The 21,373-nt window shown below is 40.9% G+C and carries 14 protein-coding genes and 3 pseudogenes; 9 read left to right on the forward strand and 8 right to left on the reverse strand.

From position 1 onward, the window contains the following. Nucleotides 1–1,927, reverse strand: a pseudogene (locus L650_RS0114385) (malate synthase G); the annotation flags it as partial. A gap of 236 nt (nt 1,928–2,163) precedes the next feature. Here L650_RS0114385 and L650_RS0114390 point away from each other — a divergent pair. Further along, nucleotides 2,164–3,714 (forward strand): isocitrate lyase, encoded by a 1,551-nt coding sequence (locus L650_RS0114390; protein WP_029773539.1) that lies wholly within the window; start codon nt 2,164–2,166, stop codon nt 3,712–3,714. A 490-nt stretch (nt 3,715–4,204) separates the two neighbouring features. On the opposite strand, the gene L650_RS0114395 is transcribed toward L650_RS0114390, so the two are convergent. The 3 genes from L650_RS0114395 to L650_RS0114405 all read right to left on the reverse strand — a co-directional run bounded on the left by L650_RS0114395 (nt 4,205) and on the right by L650_RS0114405 (nt 9,150). Next, a complete protein-coding gene (locus L650_RS0114395; RefSeq protein ID WP_029773540.1) occupies nt 4,205–6,241 on the reverse strand; it encodes a S9 family peptidase in 2,037 nt (678 codons plus the stop codon). A gap of 358 nt (nt 6,242–6,599) precedes the next feature. Continuing rightward, on the reverse strand, nt 6,600–7,334 hold the full coding sequence (locus L650_RS0114400; protein WP_029773541.1) for a 5-oxoprolinase subunit PxpA: 735 nt from the start codon (nt 7,332–7,334) through the stop codon (nt 6,600–6,602). A 19-nt stretch (nt 7,335–7,353) separates the two neighbouring features. Beyond that, the gene (locus L650_RS0114405; protein WP_029773542.1) at nt 7,354–9,150 is read right to left on the reverse strand and encodes a glycoside hydrolase family 3 protein; all 1,797 of its coding nucleotides are present in this window, start codon (nt 9,148–9,150) and stop codon (nt 7,354–7,356) included. A gap of 560 nt (nt 9,151–9,710) precedes the next feature. Here L650_RS0114405 and L650_RS0114410 point away from each other — a divergent pair. Further along, nucleotides 9,711–9,920, forward strand: a complete 210-nt coding sequence (locus L650_RS0114410; protein WP_004587186.1) for a cold-shock protein — start codon at nt 9,711–9,713, stop codon at nt 9,918–9,920. A 196-nt stretch (nt 9,921–10,116) separates the two neighbouring features. Next, nucleotides 10,117–10,797: a substrate-binding periplasmic protein gene (locus L650_RS0114415; protein ID WP_083901803.1), complete on the forward strand. Its 681-nt coding sequence runs from the start codon at nt 10,117–10,119 to the stop codon at nt 10,795–10,797. Between the two features lie 95 nt (nt 10,798–10,892). Here L650_RS0114415 and L650_RS0114420 read toward each other — a convergent pair whose 3' ends face one another. The 3 genes from L650_RS0114420 to udk form a co-directional block, all read right to left on the reverse strand. Further along, nucleotides 10,893–11,594, reverse strand: a complete 702-nt coding sequence (locus L650_RS0114420; RefSeq protein WP_029773544.1) for a substrate-binding periplasmic protein — start codon at nt 11,592–11,594, stop codon at nt 10,893–10,895. Between the two features lie 354 nt (nt 11,595–11,948). After that, complete coding sequence (locus L650_RS0114425; protein WP_004587189.1) at nt 11,949–13,172, reverse strand: NupC/NupG family nucleoside CNT transporter; 1,224 nt, start codon at nt 13,170–13,172, stop codon at nt 11,949–11,951. Nucleotides 13,173–13,189: 17 nt separating this feature from the next. After that, nucleotides 13,190–13,819 (reverse strand): uridine kinase, encoded by a 630-nt coding sequence (gene udk / locus L650_RS0114430; protein ID WP_004587190.1) that lies wholly within the window; start codon nt 13,817–13,819, stop codon nt 13,190–13,192. Nucleotides 13,820–14,013: 194 nt separating this feature from the next. Between udk and L650_RS0114435 the strand changes: the two genes are divergently transcribed. The 5 genes from L650_RS0114435 (at nt 14,014) to L650_RS0114455 (ending at nt 18,258) form a co-directional block, all read left to right on the forward strand. Next, on the forward strand, nt 14,014–15,231 hold the full coding sequence (locus tag L650_RS0114435; protein ID WP_029773545.1) for a phosphopentomutase: 1,218 nt from the start codon (nt 14,014–14,016) through the stop codon (nt 15,229–15,231). 15 nt (nt 15,232–15,246) lie between these two features. Further along, nucleotides 15,247–15,948 (forward strand): purine-nucleoside phosphorylase, encoded by a 702-nt coding sequence (deoD, locus tag L650_RS0114440; RefSeq protein WP_004587192.1) that lies wholly within the window; start codon nt 15,247–15,249, stop codon nt 15,946–15,948. Nucleotides 15,949–16,353: 405 nt separating this feature from the next. Further along, the gene (locus L650_RS0114445) at nt 16,354–17,097 is read left to right on the forward strand and encodes a ferredoxin--NADP reductase (RefSeq protein ID WP_029773546.1); all 744 of its coding nucleotides are present in this window, start codon (nt 16,354–16,356) and stop codon (nt 17,095–17,097) included. A gap of 92 nt (nt 17,098–17,189) precedes the next feature. After that, nucleotides 17,190–17,921, forward strand: coding sequence for a nuclear transport factor 2 family protein (locus L650_RS0114450; RefSeq protein WP_029773547.1), 732 nt, complete (start codon nt 17,190–17,192; stop codon nt 17,919–17,921). A 16-nt stretch (nt 17,922–17,937) separates the two neighbouring features. Continuing rightward, nucleotides 17,938–18,258 (forward strand): hypothetical protein, encoded by a 321-nt coding sequence (locus tag L650_RS0114455; protein ID WP_004589283.1) that lies wholly within the window; start codon nt 17,938–17,940, stop codon nt 18,256–18,258. Nucleotides 18,259–19,611: 1,353 nt separating this feature from the next. Here the strand turns inward: L650_RS0114455 and L650_RS0114460 are convergent. Next, nucleotides 19,612–20,468: pseudogene (locus tag L650_RS0114460) on the reverse strand (tetratricopeptide repeat protein). A 658-nt stretch (nt 20,469–21,126) separates the two neighbouring features. On the opposite strand from L650_RS0114460, the pseudogene L650_RS23840 reads away from it, so the two are divergent. Beyond that, a pseudogene (locus tag L650_RS23840) lies at nt 21,127–21,373 on the forward strand (catalase-peroxidase); the annotation flags it as partial.

Here is a 21,373-nt window from a genome sequence, read left to right on the forward strand (position 1 = left end):
TTTAGCCATTTTAGCCATAATCGACTCTATTTGTTGTTGAGTACACACCCCATGCTGTAGCCAATTTGCCATATGTTGACTTGAAATACGCAAGGTTGCTCTGTCTTCCATTAAGCCTATGTGGTTAATATCAGGCACTTTTGAGCAGCCAATACCTTGGTCTATCCAGCGTACTACGTAGCCTAAAATGCCTTGTGCATTGTTCTCAAGCTCACTTTGAATATCTTCTTTACTGAGCGTTTGCGGCTGAGCCATTAAAGGAGGTGTAAGTAAATCAGTAAGGCTTGCCATGCCTCGTTTGGCAATTTCTTTTTGCTCGGTAAATACATCTACATCGTGATAATGCATAGCGTGCAAAGTGGCTGCGGTAGGCGAGGGCACCCACGCCGTATTAGCGCCAGATTGCACATGAGCAAGCTTTTGCTCCATCATAAGTGCCATTTTATCTGGCATTGGCCACATACCTTTACCTATTTGTGCTTTACCGCTTAGGCCGCAGGCAAGGCCTGTATCAACGTTACGGTCTTCGTACGCTTTGATCCACGGCTGAGCTTTAATAGCGGCTTTTGGCAAAGCGACCCCTGCGTGCATAGAGGTATGAATTTCATCGCCCGTGCGGTCTAAAAAGCCAGTATTTATAAACACCGCGCGCGCTTTGGCTGCGTGTATACAGGCTTTTAAATTTACTGAAGTACGGCGCTCTTCATCCATAATTCCCATTTTTAGAGTGTTTTTTGGCAAGCTAAGCGCTTCTTCTACCATGCTAAAAAGCGTATTTGTAAAAGCAACTTCTTCAGGGCCATGCATTTTGGGTTTTACAATATTGATGCTTTGCGCACTGGTGTTTTTAATGCCTGTTTTTTTATTTAAATCGTGCAGGGCTGCGGTTGCGCTAAACATCGCATCCATAATGCCTTCAAATACGGGTTGGCCGTAAATGTCGGTAATAGCAGGGTTTGTCATTAAGTGGCCTACATTACGGACAAACATCATGCTGCGGCCTTTAAGCGTAAGGCTACTGCCATCAAGGGCTGTATATTGCCTATCGCTTTGTAAAGTACGCTCTATGGTTTTATCGCCTTTTTTAAATGATTCAACCAAGTTACCTTGCATTAAACCCAGCCAGTTTTTGTAAACTTGTACCTTATCCTCGGCATCTACTGCGGCAACAGAGTCTTCGCANAATAGGGTGGTGATGGTCTATTTGCAGCTCTACATGCAGGCCATTGTTTTTTAATAAAATAGCACTTGGGTTTTGCGCCTCGCCTTGGTAGCCAATAAGTTGCTCAGGGTTTTTTAATTGAGTATGCGAGCTGTCTCTTAGGGTGATAGACAGGGCGCCTTCAACAATTGAGTAGTTGGTGCTTTCTATGTGTGAGCCATTTTTAAGGGGCAGGGCTTTATCTAAAAACTGGCGCGCATACGCCATTACTTTAAAACCACGAACCGGATTATACGTAGTGCCTTTTTCAGCGCCGTCGTCTTCACTTAATACGTCGGTGCCGTACAGCGCATCGTATAACGAACCCCAGCGCGCGTTAGCCGCATTAAGCGCAAAACGTGCGTTGCTAACAGGCACAACAAGCTGAGGGCCTGCGCTGAGTGCTATTTCGGGCTCTACATTTTGCGTTTCAATGGCAAAGTTTGCAGGCTCTGGTACTAGGTAGCCAATGTCTGTTAAAAACGCTTGGTACTGCGCGCTATCCCACGTTTTATTTGTTTTATGGTAGTCATCTATTTGTTGTTGTAGCTGCTCGCGCTTAGCTAAAAGGGCATTATTTTGCGGGGTAAGCGTTTGTACTATGTTTGCAAAGCTTTGCCAAAATTGCTGCTCAGATAAATGAGTGCCTGGGAGTAGCTGTGTTTTTACAAAGTTGGCCAGCTGTGTATCTACGCTTAGCCCTGAGTGTGTGAGAGTGTGTGCCATATTTACCTTCCTTAAACGGTCGCGGTGTTGTTGTGTGCGTTAAAGCAACAATAACGCAAAAAAGGCTCAGTGCGTGCTTTTTAGCCATTCACAAAAAATATAGCGGTAATAACAACTATAAATTTACTAAATCTAAAAAATAAGCCTAGTGTTGAATTAAGCGATACGGAGCACACACTCCTAGCCACTCTCACAATAATTTAAATAATTTATAGACCCGTTCGAAGGATTTTATTATGACAACATACACACGTGAAACCGATACTCTAGAAACACTTTGCCAATCTCAAGGTAGCGCATGGAAAGCCATTAACCCTGAATATGCAAGCCGCATGCGTTTACAAAACCGCTTTCGTACAGGGATTGAAATTGCACAATACACCGCAGATGTAATGCGTGAAGATATGGCCGCTTACGATAAAGACACCAGCCAATACACACAGTCTTTAGGTTGTTGGCATGGTTTTACTGCGCAACAAATGATGATGGCAATAAAGCGTCATCAAAAAACAACTAAGCGCAGTTATGTTTACTTAAGTGGTTGGATGGTTGCTGCACTTCGCTCTGCATTTGGCCCGTTACCGGATCAAAGCATGCACGAAAAAACCTCAGTGCCTGCGCTTATTGAAGAAATTTATACGTTTTTAAAACAAGCCGNTGGCGGCGATGTGCAAGCGGTGCTTGATAAAATTGATAATTTTGAGACGCATGTAGTGCCTATTATTGCTGATATTGATGCTGGTTTTGGTAACGAAGAAGCAACCTACCTACTTGCTAAAAAGATGATTGAAGCAGGTGCGTGTGCCATTCAAATAGAAAACCAAGTGTCTGACGCTAAACAATGTGGCCACCAAGCAGGTAAAGTAACTGTTCCGCACGAAGATTTTTTAGCAAAAATTAATGCTGTACGTTACGCATTTTTAGAACTCGGCATTGATAACGGTATTATTGTTGCGCGTACCGACTCATTAGGTGCAAGCCTTACGCAAAAAGTGCCTGTGTCTCAAACGCCAGGAGACTTAGCTAGCCAGTACAACGCGTTTTTAGAAACCACACCTATTAACGGTGTAGATGATTTAAACGAAGGCGATACGGCAATGAAAATTAATGGCCAATTATGTAAGCCAACGCGTTTAGAAAACGGTTTATACCAGTTCCGCGAAGGCACTGAAAAAGACCGCGTAGTACTAGATTGTGTAACAAGCTTACAATCGGGCGCTGATTTATTGTGGATTGAAACCGAAAAACCACATGTTAAGCAAATTGCAGAGCTAGTTAACCGCGTTAAAGAGCAAGTGCCTGATGCTAAGCTTGTTTATAACAATTCGCCGTCATTCAACTGGACGCTTAAGTTCCGTGAGCAAGTGTACCAAGAGTGGCAAGAAGCGGGTCGCGATTTGAGCGCTTACCCAAGCCTAGGTGATAATAAAGGCCTAATGGCGCCAGAAATGGACGATACAGAGCTTGCTGCTGAAGCGGATGTATTAGTGCAAAACTTCCAGCGCGATGGTGCACGTGAAGCGGGTATTTTCCATCACTTAATTACACTGCCTACATACCATACGGCTGCACTAAGCACCGATATTTTATCAGAAGGTTACTTTGGTGATATGGGCATGCTTGCATATGTACGTGATGTACAACGCCAAGAAATTCGCCGCGAACAAGCCTCAGTTAAGCACCAAGATTTAGCTGGGTCTAATATTGGAGATACGCACAAAGAGTACTTCTCTGGTGAAAACGCACTTAAAGCCGGTGGTGAAGATAACACCATGAACCAGTTTTAACTTTTCTAGATAGTGTTACTCAAGGGCCGTAAGGCCCTTTTTTTATTGTATTAATATAAATCAGGCTCGGCTAAATTTAGTTGTGGATCACAATTTAACTAGGTAAATATTAAGTACAGCTATATGGCTGCCTTTTTACTGTAAAGCCGCTTTAAAGTGCAAAATCCCCCTATTAAAAGGCTGTTTTTAGCTGTTTTACTAAGTATAAGTAAAATAATAAACCGAAATTTTACTAACCTGGTGCCTTTATAAAACAATTTTTTACTAACTGAGTGCTCATAAACAGTGGCTCAAACCGATTTTTTACCAACTCAAACGATTAAAATTACAATAAACCGAAATTTTACTAACTGAAAAACACCTAAGTCCGATATGGATAAGCTCAAAACTGTAAAGGGGGTTTACAGTTTGGCATTAATTAACCTAAGCGTTGGTAATTACAAAAAAATAGCCACTTAGGTGTGGCTATTTTTAAACCTAAACACGGAACTTATTTTTTGTTTGAGTGTTTATCAAACCACCATTGAATGTAGGCTACCTTAGTCATTAAATTAGAAGGGCGCGCCGTAATACCGTGTGATGCATTAGGAATACGCACCATGGCGGTATCAACACCTTGCAACTTAAGGGCTTGATAAAACTGCTCGGTTTCAGAAATAGGGGTACGGTAATCTGCCTCCCCTGTTAAAAGCATAGTGGGCGTTGTTACGTTACCTACATAGCTAATAGGTGAGCGTTTCATATAGTGCTCAATATGATCCCAAGGTTTACCTGGAAACCAGTAATCGGCAAAAAATGGATAAAAGTCGGCAGTTAGTACAAAACTGATCCAATTAATAACGGGTTTAGCCACCACTGCTGCAGCAAACCTGTCGGTGTGCCCTACAATCCATGCGGTTAATACACCACCGCCAGAGCCACCTGTTACAAATAATTTAGACTCATCAATAAAGCCTTTCGCTATTAGTGCATCAACGCCGGTCATTAAATCGTCAAAATCGTTACTTGGGTAATTATGATGAATTGTTTGGGCAAACGTTTTACCGTATGAGTCACTGCCTCGTGGGTTCATGTATAAAACCACGTTCCCTTTGGCTGCAAACAATTGCACCTCGGTACTAAAGTGAGGGCCATAATTGGCCACAGGGCCGCCATGAATTTCTAAAACAAGTGGGTGTTTTTTTGATTTATCAAACCCAGGAGGGTATGCAATCCAACCTTGAATTGGCAGCTGGTCGTGGCTCGATTTAAGCCAAATTTCTTCTACGTTGGCAAGTTCTTTATCGCCTAACGCATCGGCATTGAGTGTAGTGAGGCGACGAGCTTTGCCTCGTTTTATAGTGGCTATATCTGCAGGGCGCTGAGTATCGGCAAGTGTAAAAGCAATTTCGCCATCTTCGCTTACATCAAAATCGCCGCCCGAATAAGGACGACCAAACGCAACGCTACCTATTTGCTCGGTGAGCACTTTACGCTTACCACTGCGTGGTTGGTAGGCAAGGGCGGTTTTGCCTTCGTCTGCGTAGCTAAAGTAAACTCCTTTTGAATTGGCACTCCATTTAATTTGCCCCACACTTCTATCAAAATTAGGGGTTAGGCTTTTTGTATCGCCCGTTTTTAAATCACGAATATAAAGCTGCGTGTTTTCGTAATTGGTGCGTTTATCATCATACCCTGTAAAGGCTAGGTAACGCCCATCGGGAGATACTTTAGGTTGTTGGTCAGGGCCGTTTCTGTTGGTAATGGCAGCAATTTTTAAGGTGCTTAAATTAAGCTGGTATATTTCACTATTAGTGGGCTTTAGTTGATTTTGCTCATGCCGATTGGCCGAAAAATAAAGGCTGTTGCCGTTTTTACTAAAGCTTACTTCGCCGGCGTTATTAAACTCATCGTGTGTGAGCTGCTTTGCATTGCCGCCATTTGCATCTATTGCAAATAATTGGCTAAAACCTTTTTGGCTATAACCGCCTCCGTCGGCACGGTAGTATACATCGTCTATAAATTTAGCAGGTTCGGCCCATGTAGAGCCTTTAGGCTTGCCAGGTAAGTTAACAGGTGGTGCACTGCTACTTGGTACAAACATACTAAAAATAAGCTGCTGAGAGTCGGGATGCCAGGTAATTGCGCGTGGGCTGCTGGTTAGGTTACTAATTTTTGCTACAGCACCTGTTTTAAGCCACTTCATATAAATTTGGCTGCTGCCATCGCGGTTAGATATAAATGCAAGGCGTTGCCCATCTGGCGATAGTACCGGGGAGTGATCCATATGCACGCCCGAGGTAAGCGGTTGCAGTTGTTTAGTTTTATAATCAACTGACCAAATATTACTGACTTTACGGTCCGTTTTTATATCCATACGGTTACGTACAAAGTACACCGTTTTACCATCATCAGTTATATCAATTTGATTGGCATATTCAAGATTAAACACATCTTGTAGCTGTAATGTGTTGTCCTTTGCAAAAGCTAACTGGCTACTACCAAGTAATAAACTACTACTTAAACTAAGTGCTAAAAGCGTCTTCATTTGTATTCCCTGTTTGGTTTTTGTATATGTAGTTATATGTCAGTAGGGAAGTGATGAAAAGCGCGATGCGGTGAAACTATAATTTAATACCCGTTTAAGTAAAGCATGGTTACTTTAGAGTAATAAATAGCGGACTTACTGCGTTAAAATTTTTATATGCAGCGCCATGTATTTCAGCGCTGTGTTACTTATGCTTTGTTACTGTGCTGTGTTGTTGCGCTATTTTTAAAGCGATATTAGGTTGTACATGATTGGACTAAATGGAGGTTAAAGCTGTAAAGCCCCTTTACAGCTAAGTAGTTTTTAAAGTAAACATGCGTTTTATAGCTTGAGGCTTAATAACGAGTTAAAAGCAAGGTTAGCTTGCTGATGCACACAGTGATTTAATTTCTTTAATAAGAGCTATACCGGCTGCGTTATCGCCATGCACGCACAAACTGTTGGCATTTAAGTTCAGGGTGTTTCCTGAGCGAGTGGTTACACAGCCGTCGGTTAATAGCTGTTTTACTTGTGCTAAAAGTGCTGGCTTGTCGTGAACGCTGCCATCAAGGTGGCGAGATACTAAATGACCTTCGTCTGTATATTGCCTATCAGCAAAGGCTTCTAAAATAAGATCTACACCTAAACTATTGGCGGCAAAGGTGTGTTTTGCAGAGTCTTTTGTGGCTAACAGCATAAGCTTTAATGGTGCAGGGTAGTGCGCTATAGCAGTAATAACTGTTTGTAAAATATGATCGTTTTTCATCATGTCGTTATATAAAGCACCATGTGGCTTAACATAGCTAAGTGTTAAGCCCTGTACTTTAGCCATGCCATCAAGGGCAGCAATTTGGTAATGTAAGCAATTGGTCAGTTCTTGCGCGCTAAGGGCCATAGAGCGCCTGCCAAAACCTTGTTGGTCGGGGTAACTTGGATGCGCACCTATTTGTACACTGTGCTGCTTTGCTAAATACAACGTATCGGCTATTACATCTGGGTCTCCACCATGAAAACCACACGCAATATTTGCCATATCAATATGAGGCATTACCTCATCATCTAACCCCATTTTCCATGCGCCAAAGCTTTCGCCTAAATCGCAATTCAGTTTCATTTTTTATCCCTTGTTATTATTATTTTATGGTCACTGGCAGTACGCCATTAGCGTGTGCATTGCCTAACAATACCTTAGCAAGCGCTGTAAATGCAGGCCCCGCAACAGCATTGTTTTTATCTGTATCTATATTATACGCATAAGAAGCAAGAACTGCATTAGCTCTGCTGCCAAACTGAGCTATGTCGTAGGGGGCACGTAAACTTATAAATATTGTTTTTTTATTCACTGATGCAGCTATATCCAATAAAGATGACAGCGCTTTAGGTTGCTCAGCGGTGTTGAGTGCAAAGCGAGGGTCGTCTTTCAAATCATCCATTCCTCCAATCTCTACAGCGCTTTGATTAGGCGTAGCGTTGCCTGCAATAACAACATCTGCATTTTTAATTAAGCTACGCGCCTTTACAGGGTCAAACCCTTGTAAACTACTGCAACTATATTTAAGCGCCGCAGTACTTATAGCGCTAAGCGCTCGCTGCATGGCTATGCATTTTCGGGTATCGGGCATAATAATATGGATGTGTTGCCCTTTGCTTAAATTAAGAGGCAATGCATTATTGTTATTTTTAACCTCAGTAATAGCATTTACGGCAAGCTCAGCTTCTATTTTGCGATGTGCTTGAGAGCCAATAATATCTTTTGCTTTAGCCAAAGTGCTTAATGGGTCTAGCTGTGTGGTTAATTTAAATTTATTTTTTAAAGCGGTTATACGCGCAGCCGATTGAGCCACTTCGTCTTTACTGAGCTGCTTATTATTAACAGATGCGACTAATTCATCCATAAGTTTGTCGAGTGCGTTTAAATCAGCCGGTGTTCTGACCTCTATTGGCATAAGCGCTAGGTCAACGCCTGCTGCAAAGGTATTGATTACCGCTTGGGTTGGGGTGAAAAAGTGACTAATGCCGGCCATATCTAAAGCGTCGGTTACCACCACACCTTGATAATTTAACTCCCCTCTTAAAATGTCAGTAATTATAGTACGCGACATAGTGGCGGGTTTTATCATGCTTTTGCCATCAACACTTACAAACGTACTGTTATCGAGTTGTGGGTATTGAATATGCGCCGTCATAATCATACCTGGGTTTTGCGTGGCAATTATGTGTTTAAAGGGAGCTAAATCTTGTTGATATATGTCTTCTTTGGAGTGATTTACTTGTGGTAACCCTGTGTGGCTGTCTACGTTGGTATCGCCGTGCCCTGGGAAATGCTTTAACGATGTAATAACGCCGTTGCTCTCAAATCCTGCCACTTGTGCTGCGCCTAGCTTACTGACAAGCGCTGGGTTTTCACCAAACGAGCGCACATTAATTACCGGATTGTCGGGGTTCATGTTTACATCTACCGTAGGGGCATAGTTAACATTAATACCTAACGAATTAAGCTCTTTAGCTATAACAGTGGCAGTTTGGGTTGCGTATTGAGTGCCATACTTTTTATAAGTTGCACCAATAGACATATTACCAGTAAATGAAGTGGCTACATCGCGTGGTAAACGCGCTACTCGGCCGCCTTCTTGGTCTATCGAAATAAATAACGGCAGCTTTGAACTTGATTTACTCGCCGCAGCTTGTAATTGACTATTAAGGGTAATGGTTTGCTCAATAGATTGGGTGTTTTCAGAAAATAAAATTACACCACCAATATTATGCTTAGCAATGGCCGCTGCTAGTTCATCAGGTAGGGTAGTAACCGGTGTTCTGCATTGTTTGCTTGACCCTTGCTGACAAAAATAGCGTAAATCGAGAATTAGTTTTTGCCCCAATTGTTGTTCAAGAGACAGTGTAGGCTTAGCAAAAGAAGATTGTAATGGCATTAAACACCCAGATAAAAAAACAACAGACGAAATAAAGCATTTATTTAGCAAAACACACTCCAACGCTAAATAGATAAGTGGCAGTAGCTTATCTATTTTTGTGTACAACTGCAAAGTGCAGCTGTTTGTACACACAGGGTAAATTGTAAGGCGTGTATCATGGCTGAATACGTTTTATCTAAATGGTGATGAGTAGGTGTTAAATTAGCTGTACTCATTGCCGCCGTTTTAAAAACTAAAGATTAAATAGTTCATTGTTTTAATTGGCCAGTTAACTATTAAAGCCGCGCAGGGGTTAAGCTATAGGCTAGCCACGGGAGTTATTAAAGGCTAAGCTCAAACACTATTTATTGCCTGCATTACTATAAAGGCTTGACATAAATAGTTAACTCTATATAGTAGGCCGCAGCTAGAAAGAAAGCATGTAATTTATAAATCTCCATTTCGTTGTTGTATAAGTAATACTTGTAGTACCGTCCTGAAGTTTTTAAGTACCATCTCATTTTTTGCTACACCCGCTCTTATGAGCATATTTTTTATTTTTATATCAGGATATTACAATGTCTAACATCGTATCAGGTACAGTTAAGTGGTTCAACGAGTCTAAAGGTTTTGGTTTCATCGAGCAAGAAAACGGCCCAGACGTTTTCGCACATTTCTCAGCAATCAAAAGCGAAGGTTTCAAAACTTTAGCTGAAGGCCAACGTGTAGAGTTCACTCTTTCACAAGGTCAAAAAGGTCCTCAAGCGGATAACATCACTCCGTTATAATTTTTACTTTTAAAGTAAAAATAAAAAAAAGCGCTTAAGGCGCTTTTTTTGTGTCTAAAATTTGACTGTAAAATAGCGCCATCTATCATTTAATAATATAAATTAATGTAGTGGTGCGGTTATTCTAAAACTCTTTCCTTTTATTGCTTGTTTCTTCTTTAGCACATTTGCTCATGCAAACCATTTTAAGTTAGTTATTTATACAGATCAGTTTGCACCTTATAATTTTATAAACGAGCACGGCCAACTTGTTGGCGCTAACTACGATATAGTCAACGCACTGTGTATTAAAGCAGAAGTAGAGTGCGACTTTAAAGTCATGCCTTGGAAGCGTGCCGCAATGCTTGTGCATAAAAAGCCTTATTCAGCCATTTTTTCAATGGCGCAACATACTAACCGAATTCCTTTATTTAATTGGCTTGGCCCGTTAACTACTGCACGTACTTATTTTTATAAGTTAAAAAGCCGTCCTGATGTCACTGTAAATACCCTTAACGACACCACTCTTTATTCGTTAGGCATGGTAAGGGGAGATATATATCAATCATTGGTCAAAAAAATAGGGTTTGTAAACGGGCAAAACTTAATGACGTTTGGTGAAGAGCAACAATATATTCAGCTTTTTATAAACAATAAAATAGATCTTATTTTAGGCTCGGAGCACGTTATTTATAACCAATTAAAGCCTTATAACGTGAGCTTACTTGATGTAGAGCAACTTACTGAGCTACCTGTAAGTAACGACCTTAAAGATAATTATTTAGCGTTTAATAAAGCGGTGCCGCAGCACATAGTAGAGCGCTTTCAACGCGCCTTTAAAGTGCTAAAACAAGAGCGCAGTCTCGATTCGTTCATAGCGCCATATAGCAATAATTAATAACTAAGCCCCTATTTAGACTTCATTACTTAGGCGCTAATTAACGTAACTAAGCGTTAAAATTGCGCTTAAATAAGTAAGGTTTAGCTTAGGTGCTAGGGTAGCCCTTGGGTATTTTTAAGTGTGTAAAAGGCTTTTTGTAGCGCGTTTATATAGCGCATATCGGTGTTTTTATTTGCTGCCAAATAGGCATCTACCTTGAGTTCTTCTACATTATATATGGCTTTAAATTCAGCGTCAGGGGTGGGCAAATACTGACTTATTTGATGTATTAGTTCGGGGTCATCAACAATTAAGTCTACTTTTTTGGCAACCAATAACGCATACGATTTTTGTATATCGGTGGTTAGCACAACTTCAAAACCCAAGTTGGTTAATATATCAGTAGAAAAGTCGTTACGTTGCATCGCTATTTTGTATTTTTTTGCTTCCTCAGTATTGTTAATAATTATGTCGTCACGCTCTTTAAGCGCAACAAAAGCAAGTTCAAAATGCGAGACTGGGCCTATCCAATGAAAGTTGTTTTCTCGCCCTTTGGTGCGCGCTATGGTGTAAATAAAGGTGTTTTGAATAGTGCTGGCAAGTCTAAATGCTCGCGCCCATGGGTACATTTGTATGTCGGGCGTTAGGTTAGCCTTTGCAAAAATAGCCCTTATAAACTCAGTGCCTTTGCCTGTCACTTTTCCATCAACGAGTATTTGATCGGGTGGCGAGAGTTCCGTGACAACTAAAAGAGGGTCTGAGCTTGCGTAGCTATTAAAAGAAACAAACAACAATACTAATAAAAGTTTACGCATTTATATAAATCGACTTATCAACAGCGGCTATTTTATGAGTGTGCTTAAAGGTAGAGCATCAATAAAACAGTAGGTTACATTAGGATAAACCTAATTGTGGCCTAAAATTTATAATTTACCACTTTTCAATAATACAAATTTATCGTAAAAACATAAAAAGCCATGTGCGTATATGTACTTAAAGGTAAGAAAGAGAAAGTTGTTTTTAACAGGAAGAATATATTTATAAGGGCCCTAAAACGATAAAAGGGCCTTGCGGCCCTTGGTGAAGTATCGTTCAAGTCAGATAGTGCTTTAACCCCTTAAAGTACTATCTTCTTGTTTTGCAACACCGGTGTTCATCTCATTAAGTTTCTAAGCTAGCGAGAGGAAAAACCCAGCAATTGCTGCGCTCATAAGGTTAGCCATAGATCCTGCTAACACTGCTCTGAGCCCTAAGCGTGCGATATCCTTTCGCCGACTAGGCGCCATACCGCCTAATCCACCTAGTAAAATAGCTATCGACGATAGATTAGCAAACCCACATAACGCAAATGTTACAATTGCTTGAGTGTGCGCACTTAACGTATCGCGATAATTTATAAAGTCTAAGTAAGCAACAAACTCATTTACTACTAACTTTTGACCAATAAAACTACCAGCTATGATTGCCTCATCCCACGGTACGCCAAGTAACCATGCAACAGGAGCAAATACATAACCTAAAATTTCTTGTAGCGTTAAAGTAGGGTAATCAAACCACCCACCAATACCGCCTAGTAAACCGTTTAATAACGCTATTAATGCTACGAAAGCTAATAGCATTGCGCCCACATTTAGCGCTAAATGCATGCCGTTAGCTGCGCCTGATGCTGCTGCATCAATAACATTAACTGGCTTGTCTTCATCGGTGTCTAAATCAGCAAGCGTATCTTTAGGTGTTTCGGTCTCTGGCACAATCATTTTGGCCATTAAAAACCCACCTGGTGCAGCCATAAAGCTAGCGGCAATTAAATACTTAAGCTCTACACCAATAATTACGTAACCTGCCATTACAGAGCCTGCTACCGTGGCTAAGCCACCTACCATTACTGCAAACAACTCAGACTTAGTCATGGTTGCTATAAACGGCTTAACAATTAAGGGTGCTTCAGTTTGGCCTACAAATATATTAGCCGTTGCTGAGAGCGATTCTGTGCGCGAGGTTTTCAATAGTTTTTGTAAACCGCCGCCCAGAATTTTAATTATCCAATCCATAATGCCAATGTGGTAAAGCACAGCAACAAGTGCTGAGAAAAACACAATGACCGGTAAAACTTGAATAGCAAAAATAAAACCGAGTGTATCTTGCGAAGCAAGTGGGCCAAATAAAAACCCAATCCCGTCGTTTGCAAAGCTAATTACCGAAGAGACGGCACTAGACATACTTGCTAACACATTTTTACCTGCTTCAAAAAACAGTACAAACCCACCAATAACTACTTGCATAGCAAAGGCTATCGCTACGGTGCGTAAGTTTATTGCTTTACGATTAGTCGAAGCCGCAAAAGCAATACTTAGTAGTACAAACATGCCTACTAAGCTCATAAATGTTGTCATACAGATGTTTCCCGTTATTATTCTTGTAGTAAATACTTAATTTTACTTTTAATAATATCAATCGCAACGCGGTTCATTCCGCCTCGAGTCACAACCAAATCAGCGTTATGCTTTGAAGGCTCAATAAATTGATAAAACATCGGTCTAACAGTTGCTTGATATTGCTCAACAACAGATTGTAATGTTCTGCCTCTTTTTTCCATGTCTCGTTGCATACGACGCATTAAGCAAATATCAAGGGGTGTATCTATAAATACCTTAATATCAAATTCTTTATTAAGTGCTTTATCACTTAATAATAAAATACCTTCTACTATTAAAATTTTAGCTGCAGCAACGCGACGAGTTTCATCGCTTCGTGTGTGTTGTGCATAATCATAAGTAGGTACTTCGACAGAGTTACCACTACGAAGTTGAGTTAAATGTTCAAGCATTAACTCATGTTCAAATGCATCAGGATGGTCGTAGTTAGTTTGCGTACGGTGTTCCATAGGCAAATGCGACTGATCCTTGTAATAAGCATCTTCTTCAATAATGGCGATAGCGCCTGGTTCAAGCTCATTAACCAACTCATTGTAAATAGTTTGGCTAAAAAGAGATTTGCCCGACGCTGATGCGCCAGCAATAGCTATTATAGTTCGTGTCACTAAAGTTCTCACCCACACAGAAAGGAAAAGTTGTTTGGTTGATCACAATAGCAAAAAAGACACGAATAATCTCTTTTGCTTTGCTTAAGAACGCAAATTTATAATGTTTAGCTTTTATGAAACAGGACTTATGTCCTGTACGGAAAATTCGATCAGCGGATAAAGTAACCACCTAGAAGCAAAGTGAGGTCAACATGGCAAGAGCAATCATCTTAATGGCAGACAGCCTAGGTATAGGCGCAGCACCCGATGCAGACAAATTTGGTGATGTTGGAGCAAATACACTCGCCCACTTATTAAAAGCATACCACGACGAAACGGGTAAAGCGTTATCGTTACCTAATTTATCTAAATTAGGTTTAATCGATGCCTGTGAGGCAGCGGGCGGTGAAACGTGTTTAGTTTCTGATCGTCAAGCATCGCAAGGTGCATGGGGTTATGCAAAAGAGCTTTCAAGCGGTAAAGATACGCCATCAGGGCACTGGGAAATGGCCGGCGTACCTGTGTTATTTGATTGGGGCTACTTCCCTAAAACACAGCCGAGTTTTCCACAAGAATTTGTAGACGAATTTATAGCCGCTACTGGTATACCTGGCATTTTAGGCAACTGCCATGCATCAGGCACTACCATATTAGAGCAGCTAGGCGAAGAGCACGTAAAATCAGGCAAACCAATTTGTTACACCTCTGCAGATAGCGTGTTTCAAATTGCCGCACACGAAGAGTCTTTTGGCCTTGAACGCCTTTACGAAGTGTGTGAAATTGCCCGTGAACTACTTGATAAACTAAATATAGGCCGTGTTATTGCTAGGCCATTTTTAGGCACAAGCAGCGCAGATTTTGCCCGTACTGGTAATCGTCGCGATTATTCAGTATTGCCGCCAGCACCGACCCTATTAGATGTGCTATCTAAACACGGTGGTGAAGTAATAAGCATTGGTAAAATTGCAGATATATATGCACACCAAGGCATTACTCAAAAACACAAAGCCCCAGGGCTGATGAATTTGCTTGAAAAAAGCAGCGAAGTATTAGCAAGTGCGCCAGATAACAGCTTAATTTTTACCAATTTAGTTGATTTTGACGAAAAGTTTGGCCACCGTCGCAACCCAGTTGGTTATGCAAAAGCGTTAAAAGAATTTGATGATTACTTACCAACTATACTAAACCAATTAAATGCAGATGACGTGTTAATGATCACTGCAGATCACGGCTGTGACCCAACCTTTCCAGGTTCAGAGCACACCCGCGAATATGTACCAGTTATAGCTTATCAACCGGGCATGCAAAATACCCCGCTTGGCGAGCGCAATAGCTTTGCAGATATAGGCCAAACCCTTGCACAGTGGTTTAACTTACCTGCACTTGAATACGGTGACGGCTTTTTAAATAAGCTAAACGCGCCTAAATAAAAAGGAAAACAATTAATGAGTACTCCGCATATTAGTGCAAACGTTGGTGACTTCGCTGAAACAGTATTAATGCCGGGCGATCCGCTTCGTGCACAATACATTGCTGAAAACTTTTTAGATGATGCAGTACAAGTAACAGGCGTACGTAACATGTACGGCTTTACAGGCACATACAAAGGTAAACCTGTAAGTATTATGGGTTCGGGCATGGGCATACCATCTATGTCTATTTATGCGCGTGAGTTAATTGTAAGCTTTGGCGTTAAAAATATTATTCGTATTGGTACCTGTGGTGGTATTGGTACAGATATTAAAATTCGCGACGTAATTTTTGCACAAGGCGCAAGCACCGACTCAAACGTAAACCGTGCACGCGTTCGTGGTTACGATTTTTCAGCAATTGCTAACTTTGACCTACTTTTAAACGGTGTTAACGCCGCTAAAGACCTAGGCATTAAAGCAAAAGTAGGTAACGTATTTACTACCGATACCTTCTACCAAGCTGACGACACATTCTACAAAGACCTAGATAAACTAGGTGTACTAGCTGTAGATATGGAAACAGCAGGTTTATATGGTGTAGCTGCAGAGTATGGTGCTAACGCAATGGCACTATTTACCGTAAGTGACCACGTGATCACCGGTGAAGCAACACCTGCAGATGAGCGCCAAAGCACATTTAACGAAATGGTTAAAATTGCTTTAGAGTCTATTTAATAAACGCAATTTTATTAAATTAGCAAACAGTTCCTTGGTAACGTATTCACTAAGTTTTGGAGACACGCCCAAAGTGAAGTGAGACTAAACCCCCAAAGCCGCATTTTATGCGGCTTTTTTTATGCCTATAAAAGCGCCACTTTTAAAGCAGCCAGCAAGCTGCACGTCTGTACAGCACGAGCTAACCGCTTAGCAGCGAGTTCTCCTCGCGTTTGGTATTAATTTTTTTCGCGGCATAAAGCCGCTGCTACTCATCTTTTTAATCAAACCAATGTTACCCAAAGTAAAAGCACTACGTTTAAAAAGTAGCTACACCCAGTGTCACTCTTACCAAGTTAATGCTAGTGTATAAATTACAACCATTTATTGTTTTTGTTGTTTAACCGTTAAGCTATGGAGTTGACTATGTCTAACTGGGTAGATGCAACCGTAAAAAAAGTAACATGGTGGAGCGATACACTTTTCAGCCTGGTAGTAAACGCAAGCGTAGAGCCATTTAAAGCGGGGCAGTTTACTAAGCTCTCGATTATGGAGGGCGATAAACGAATTGCTCGGGCATACTCTTATGTAAACGGGCCTAATAACCCCGATTTAGAATTTTACCTTATCAATGTAGAGGGCGGCTTATTATCGCCTAGATTGGCGCAATTAAAACCAGGCGACACTGTATTAATAGAGCAACGTGCCACAGGCTTTTTTACCTTAGACGAAATACCGCCAAGCGAGCAGTTATGGATGCTAAGTACAGGCACTGCAATAGGGCCGTTTTTATCTATTTTGCAGCAACAAGAGGTATGGCAAAAATACACACAGATTAATTTAGTGCACGGCGTACGTTTTAATGCCGATTTAAGCTATCAAAATCTAATACACACCCTAATAAACGCACACCCTACACAACTTAACTACATTCCGGTTGTAAGCCGTGAGGAGCCACAACAAGGCCTAAAAGGGCGTATAACTACAGCAATTCAAAACGGCGAGCTATTTAGTAAAGCCTCTAAAACCCCAAACCCGAGTAATTCGCAATTTATGATTTGCGGTAACCCACAAATGGTAAAAGACACCACACAGTTACTTTTAGACAAAAACTTTAAACGAAACCGTCGCAGAGACCCAGGGCACATAGCGGTTGAGCAGTATTGGTAAAGTGTATAACAATCATTTAATTGCTACCCGAAAACGCTCAAATTTGTTATGTTGCAGCATTAACAGCGTTATATGTTCATATTAGGAAAGTTATGAAATCGTTATCTATTATTTTTGCCTCGCTTATTGCCACTGTTGCCCTGATCAGTTATGCAGCAGAGCAAACCGAAGAGACTCAAGAAGAGCAAAAAAGTACCGAGCAAGCGTCAAGCTCTACTCAAGCCAGCAATTCACCAACAAAAGCAAAAGATGAAAAGTTAAACACACTTGAGTACCAAGCCCCAGAGCTTAAAACGCCAACAGTAGATACTACTAAACCTGACGACTCAAAAGTACTGGGTAGCGAAACCCCAAAACCGGTAGAAAAACCAAAAAACAAAGTAGAAAAAGCAGCAGCTGTGGCCGAGGCAGAAAAAGCGGTAACGCAAGCCAAAGAGGCATTAACCGCTAAGCAGCAAGCTAAAGCTAAGCAATCTCGCGAGTCGCTTGCTGTTGTAGAGCAACTAGTAGAAGCCTATAACGCACGTAATATTGAACAATTTATTCGTATGTACGATGAAGATGTAGAGTTTTATATTTTTCCTAATGAGCTATTATTTAAAGGAAAAGAAAAACTAATAGCCCGTTATGGCTTAATGTTTAAAAAATTAAAGTGTATTAATAGCTCGCCAATAAAGCGTATTGTGCACGGCGACATAGTAATAGACCACGAGCTATCAGAAACCTGTTCAACAGACGAAAACGTGGTAGATAAACGCTCTGAGTTAGTATCGAGCTACCAAATAAAAGACGGAAAAATAATCCGCGTATTATTTTTTAGATAATTATAAAAGGCATACTATGCAGTTAGCAGACGACAAAAAAATTCGCTTAATGTATCGCGTTGAGCCAGGGTGTTTAGGGCCGCAGGGCGCAGATCACATAGAAGACTTTTGTCGTTATGCTAATAAGCATATTAAATCACCTTATTACGGGCAATTTTTGTTTTTACCACGTTTTGACAAACAAAAAGATGAGCGTCAATACAGCGTAAAAAACCGCAACCTATCGCGAGTGCAAGCCAAGGCCTATTTAAACCATTTTGAAATTGATATAGATACCTTCGAAGAGCAACTCGACGAACTCCTCACCAAAGCCATCGATTTATACTTTAAACGATAATTATAAACGCCTGAATACAAGTTTTACCCTGTAGCTAATTTTGCCTGTAGACGCCTAGTTTGCTCAGGGAGATGCGTATATTCTCATTAATTGCCCCACAGAGGGCACAGAGACACACAGGAAACAATGGGGGGTGGTGAGTTATTTCTCCTGTTCTCCTCCTTCACTTCTCGGTGGTGAGATAATCACTTTTAAGACGTGTCTACAGAATAGGGTTTATCGTGTAGCAGCGAGTTTACCTCGCGTTTTATATTAAACTTTTTCGCGGCATAAAGCCGCTGCTACTCATTAATTGCACCACAGAGGGCACAGAGACACACAGGAAACAATGGGGGTTGGAATTTTTCCTGTTCTCCTCCTTCACTTCTCGGTGGTGACATAATCACTATTAAACGAAATCATGAGCTAACCACGTAGCAGCGAGTTTACCTTGCGTTTTATATTAAACTTTTTCGCGGCATAAGCCGCTGCTACTCATTAATTTCACCACAGAGGGCACAGAGGCGCTTCGCGCTACACAGAGAAAACACAGGTATTGGTGATTTATTTCTTCAGTTTTTCTCCTGCTCTCCTCCTTCACTTCTCGGTGGTGACATAATCACTTTTAAACGAAAGCATGAGCTAACCACGTAGCAGCGAGTTTACCTCGCGTTTTATATTGAATTTTTTCGCGGCATAAAGCCGCTGCTACTCATTAATTTCACCACAGAGGGCACAGAGATACAGAGGGAACAATGGGGGTTGGTGAGTAATTTCTTCTGTTCTCCTCCTTCACTTCTCGGTGGTGACATAATCACTTTTAAACGAAAGCATAGGCTAACCACGTAGCAGCGAGTTTACCTCGCGTTTTATATTGAATTTTTTCGCGGCATAAAGCCGCTGCTACTCATTAATTTCACCACAGAGGGCACAGAGATACAGAGGAAACAATGGGGGTTGGTGAGTAATTTCTTCTGTTCTCCTGCTTCTCTTCTCTGTGGAGACATAATCACTTTTAAGACGTGTCTACAGAATAGGGTTTATCGTGTAGCAGCGAGTTTACCTTGCGTTTTATATTAAACTTTTTCGCGGCATAAAGCCGCTGCTACTCATTAATTGCACCACAGAGGGCACAGAGGCGCTTCGCGCTACACAGAGAAAGCACAGGTATTGGTGATTTATTTCTCCAGTTTTTCTCCTGCTCTCCTCTTTCACTTCTCGGTGGTGAGATAATCACTTTTAAACGAAAGCATGAGCTAACCACGTAGCAGCGAGTTTACCTCGCGTTTTATATTGAATTTTTTCGTGGCATAAAGCCGCTGCTACTGCTATTGTGGGCTTCGCACTTTACGCCAATAACGCGCCTACAAAACTCTAGCTACCCGCTACTATGGTATTAAAGCTGTCGTTGTCGTGTAGGCTAGCAAATGCACTTTCGTGTAGTAGCTCATTACGTAAGTTTGGCGAGTATTCAAGGGCCATTTTTATATCGGCTAATGCATCGGCATGTTTGTGTGTAAGTGCANGGCATAGCCGTAGTCGCTATCTATATCAATTGCTTGGTTACATAACTCAATAGCTTTGGCGGTTTCGTTTAGCTCTAATAATGCATCGGCTTTGTAGGCAATGGCTTCTACATCTTCTGGCTTACGTTTTAAAATTTCGTCAAATATTTCTATTTTGTTTGCAAAGTCGCTTTCTAGGTTTGCGCGCATCCATAACGAGTGCACCTCGTTAGTGACCGATATACGCTCTTGGTTACTGAGTATTTCTTCTGAGCGTACACGCAGTTTTTCTTCAAGAATTTTTAAGCGATCTTCGTACTCGTCAGTTATCACACTGACACGCGTATTTACTATGTCTTCTACTTTATTTTTAACATCGCGCAGCGAGTTCCAGCCTACTAAAACCAAAATAGAGGCCGTAGCAGTAATAATAAAAAACACGTTATTAATAGTGTCGGTGGTGTAAATAAGCGCTCTGTCGGCGGTATCTAACTGGGCGTGTGTAACTTGTTTTGTCACATCTTCGCGTAATTGTTGTTGGTCTTGGCGAACGGCTTTTAACTCATCAAGAATATAGCGTTCTAAAAGCGGTTTATACATGGGCTCATTTAATTGCGCTAACGCTTGTTGCTGTTGCTCTTCTGTTGGTGCAGCAGATTCTTGGGCATTAACAGTATTTAAAAGCGAAACAAAACAAACAAATAGAATAGTTATATAAAAACGCATGGGTACGCCTAGTTAATTATTAGTGACTAATCGCACTTTAACATGCAAGGCTTATTGGCACTAGGGCGTGTTGGCTTTGAACATTAAACAAGTTAACAAAATCATACAACTGTTCACATAGCCTCAAAGGATTCTAAATTTTAGGCAAAAAAAAGCCAGCCCAATGTGGGCTGGCAAAACTGCTTAAAACAACAATAAATTGTCGCAGGGAAATAACAGGAGTGAGTGGTCATAATAATCAAGTTAATCTGAACATTTACTTAATTATTCAAAATAGATTTCAATAAGTTATAAAGTAAAGGTGCATTGGGCTTAGTAATGCACCTTTATAAACAACTTTAATTTCATGGTGAAGGGGGGTATTCCAATGTGCGCTTAATTAAAAGCCACTTTCAAACCCTTCACATACCATTACGCGTTATCTATTTAATCCGATCACACTAATTGTGGTGTTTAAACTGTATTCATTAAACCAATGGTTTCAATCGATTTAATTCAAGTTAATACGCTGGCGAATGTAATATTAGGGGTCTATATTGTTTGAGCAGTAAATAAAAATTATGCGCAAAATTAATAAACCTTAGCGTGCTACTTTAAATGTAAGCGCTGGGGCTTGAGTAAAATAGTTAAACTCTTCATTTAAAGTAAGGAGCTGAAAATGAGCAGCACTAAATCGGGTCAATGTCCCGTAATGCACGGTAGTAACTCAGTTATTTCTAAAGTAAACACAGATTGGTGGCCAAATACTCTAAATTTAGACATTCTTCATCAGCACGACACAAAATCAAACCCCTACGGCACAGACTTTGACTACGCCGAAGCATTCAAATCTCTCGATTTAGACGCAGTAAAAGCAGACCTAAAAGCCTTTATGACCGATAGCCAAGATTGGTGGCCTGCCGATT

Origin of the sequence: Pseudoalteromonas sp. TB51 (assembly GCF_000498055.1) — a bacterium.
Taxonomy (GTDB): domain Bacteria; phylum Pseudomonadota; class Gammaproteobacteria; order Enterobacterales; family Alteromonadaceae; genus Pseudoalteromonas; species Pseudoalteromonas atlantica.

Coding starts and splice junctions, on each gene's coding strand:
- L650_RS0114395 (WP_029773540.1), bottom strand. CDS start 6,241: ATGAAGACGCTTTTAGCACTTAGTTTAAGTAGTAGTTTATTACTTGGT.
- L650_RS0114400 (WP_029773541.1), bottom strand. CDS start 7,334: ATGAAACTGAATTGCGATTTAGGCGAAAGCTTTGGCGCATGGAAAATG.
- L650_RS0114405 (WP_029773542.1), bottom strand. CDS start 9,150: ATGCCATTACAATCTTCTTTTGCTAAGCCTACACTGTCTCTTGAACAA.
- L650_RS0114410 (WP_004587186.1), top strand. CDS start 9,711: ATGTCTAACATCGTATCAGGTACAGTTAAGTGGTTCAACGAGTCTAAA.
- L650_RS0114420 (WP_029773544.1), bottom strand. CDS start 11,594: ATGCGTAAACTTTTATTAGTATTGTTGTTTGTTTCTTTTAATAGCTAC.
- L650_RS0114425 (WP_004587189.1), bottom strand. CDS start 13,172: ATGACAACATTTATGAGCTTAGTAGGCATGTTTGTACTACTAAGTATT.
- L650_RS0114435 (WP_029773545.1), top strand. CDS start 14,014: ATGGCAAGAGCAATCATCTTAATGGCAGACAGCCTAGGTATAGGCGCA.
- deoD (WP_004587192.1), top strand. CDS start 15,247: ATGAGTACTCCGCATATTAGTGCAAACGTTGGTGACTTCGCTGAAACA.
- L650_RS0114445 (WP_029773546.1), top strand. CDS start 16,354: ATGTCTAACTGGGTAGATGCAACCGTAAAAAAAGTAACATGGTGGAGC.
- L650_RS0114450 (WP_029773547.1), top strand. CDS start 17,190: ATGAAATCGTTATCTATTATTTTTGCCTCGCTTATTGCCACTGTTGCC.
- L650_RS0114455 (WP_004589283.1), top strand. CDS start 17,938: ATGCAGTTAGCAGACGACAAAAAAATTCGCTTAATGTATCGCGTTGAG.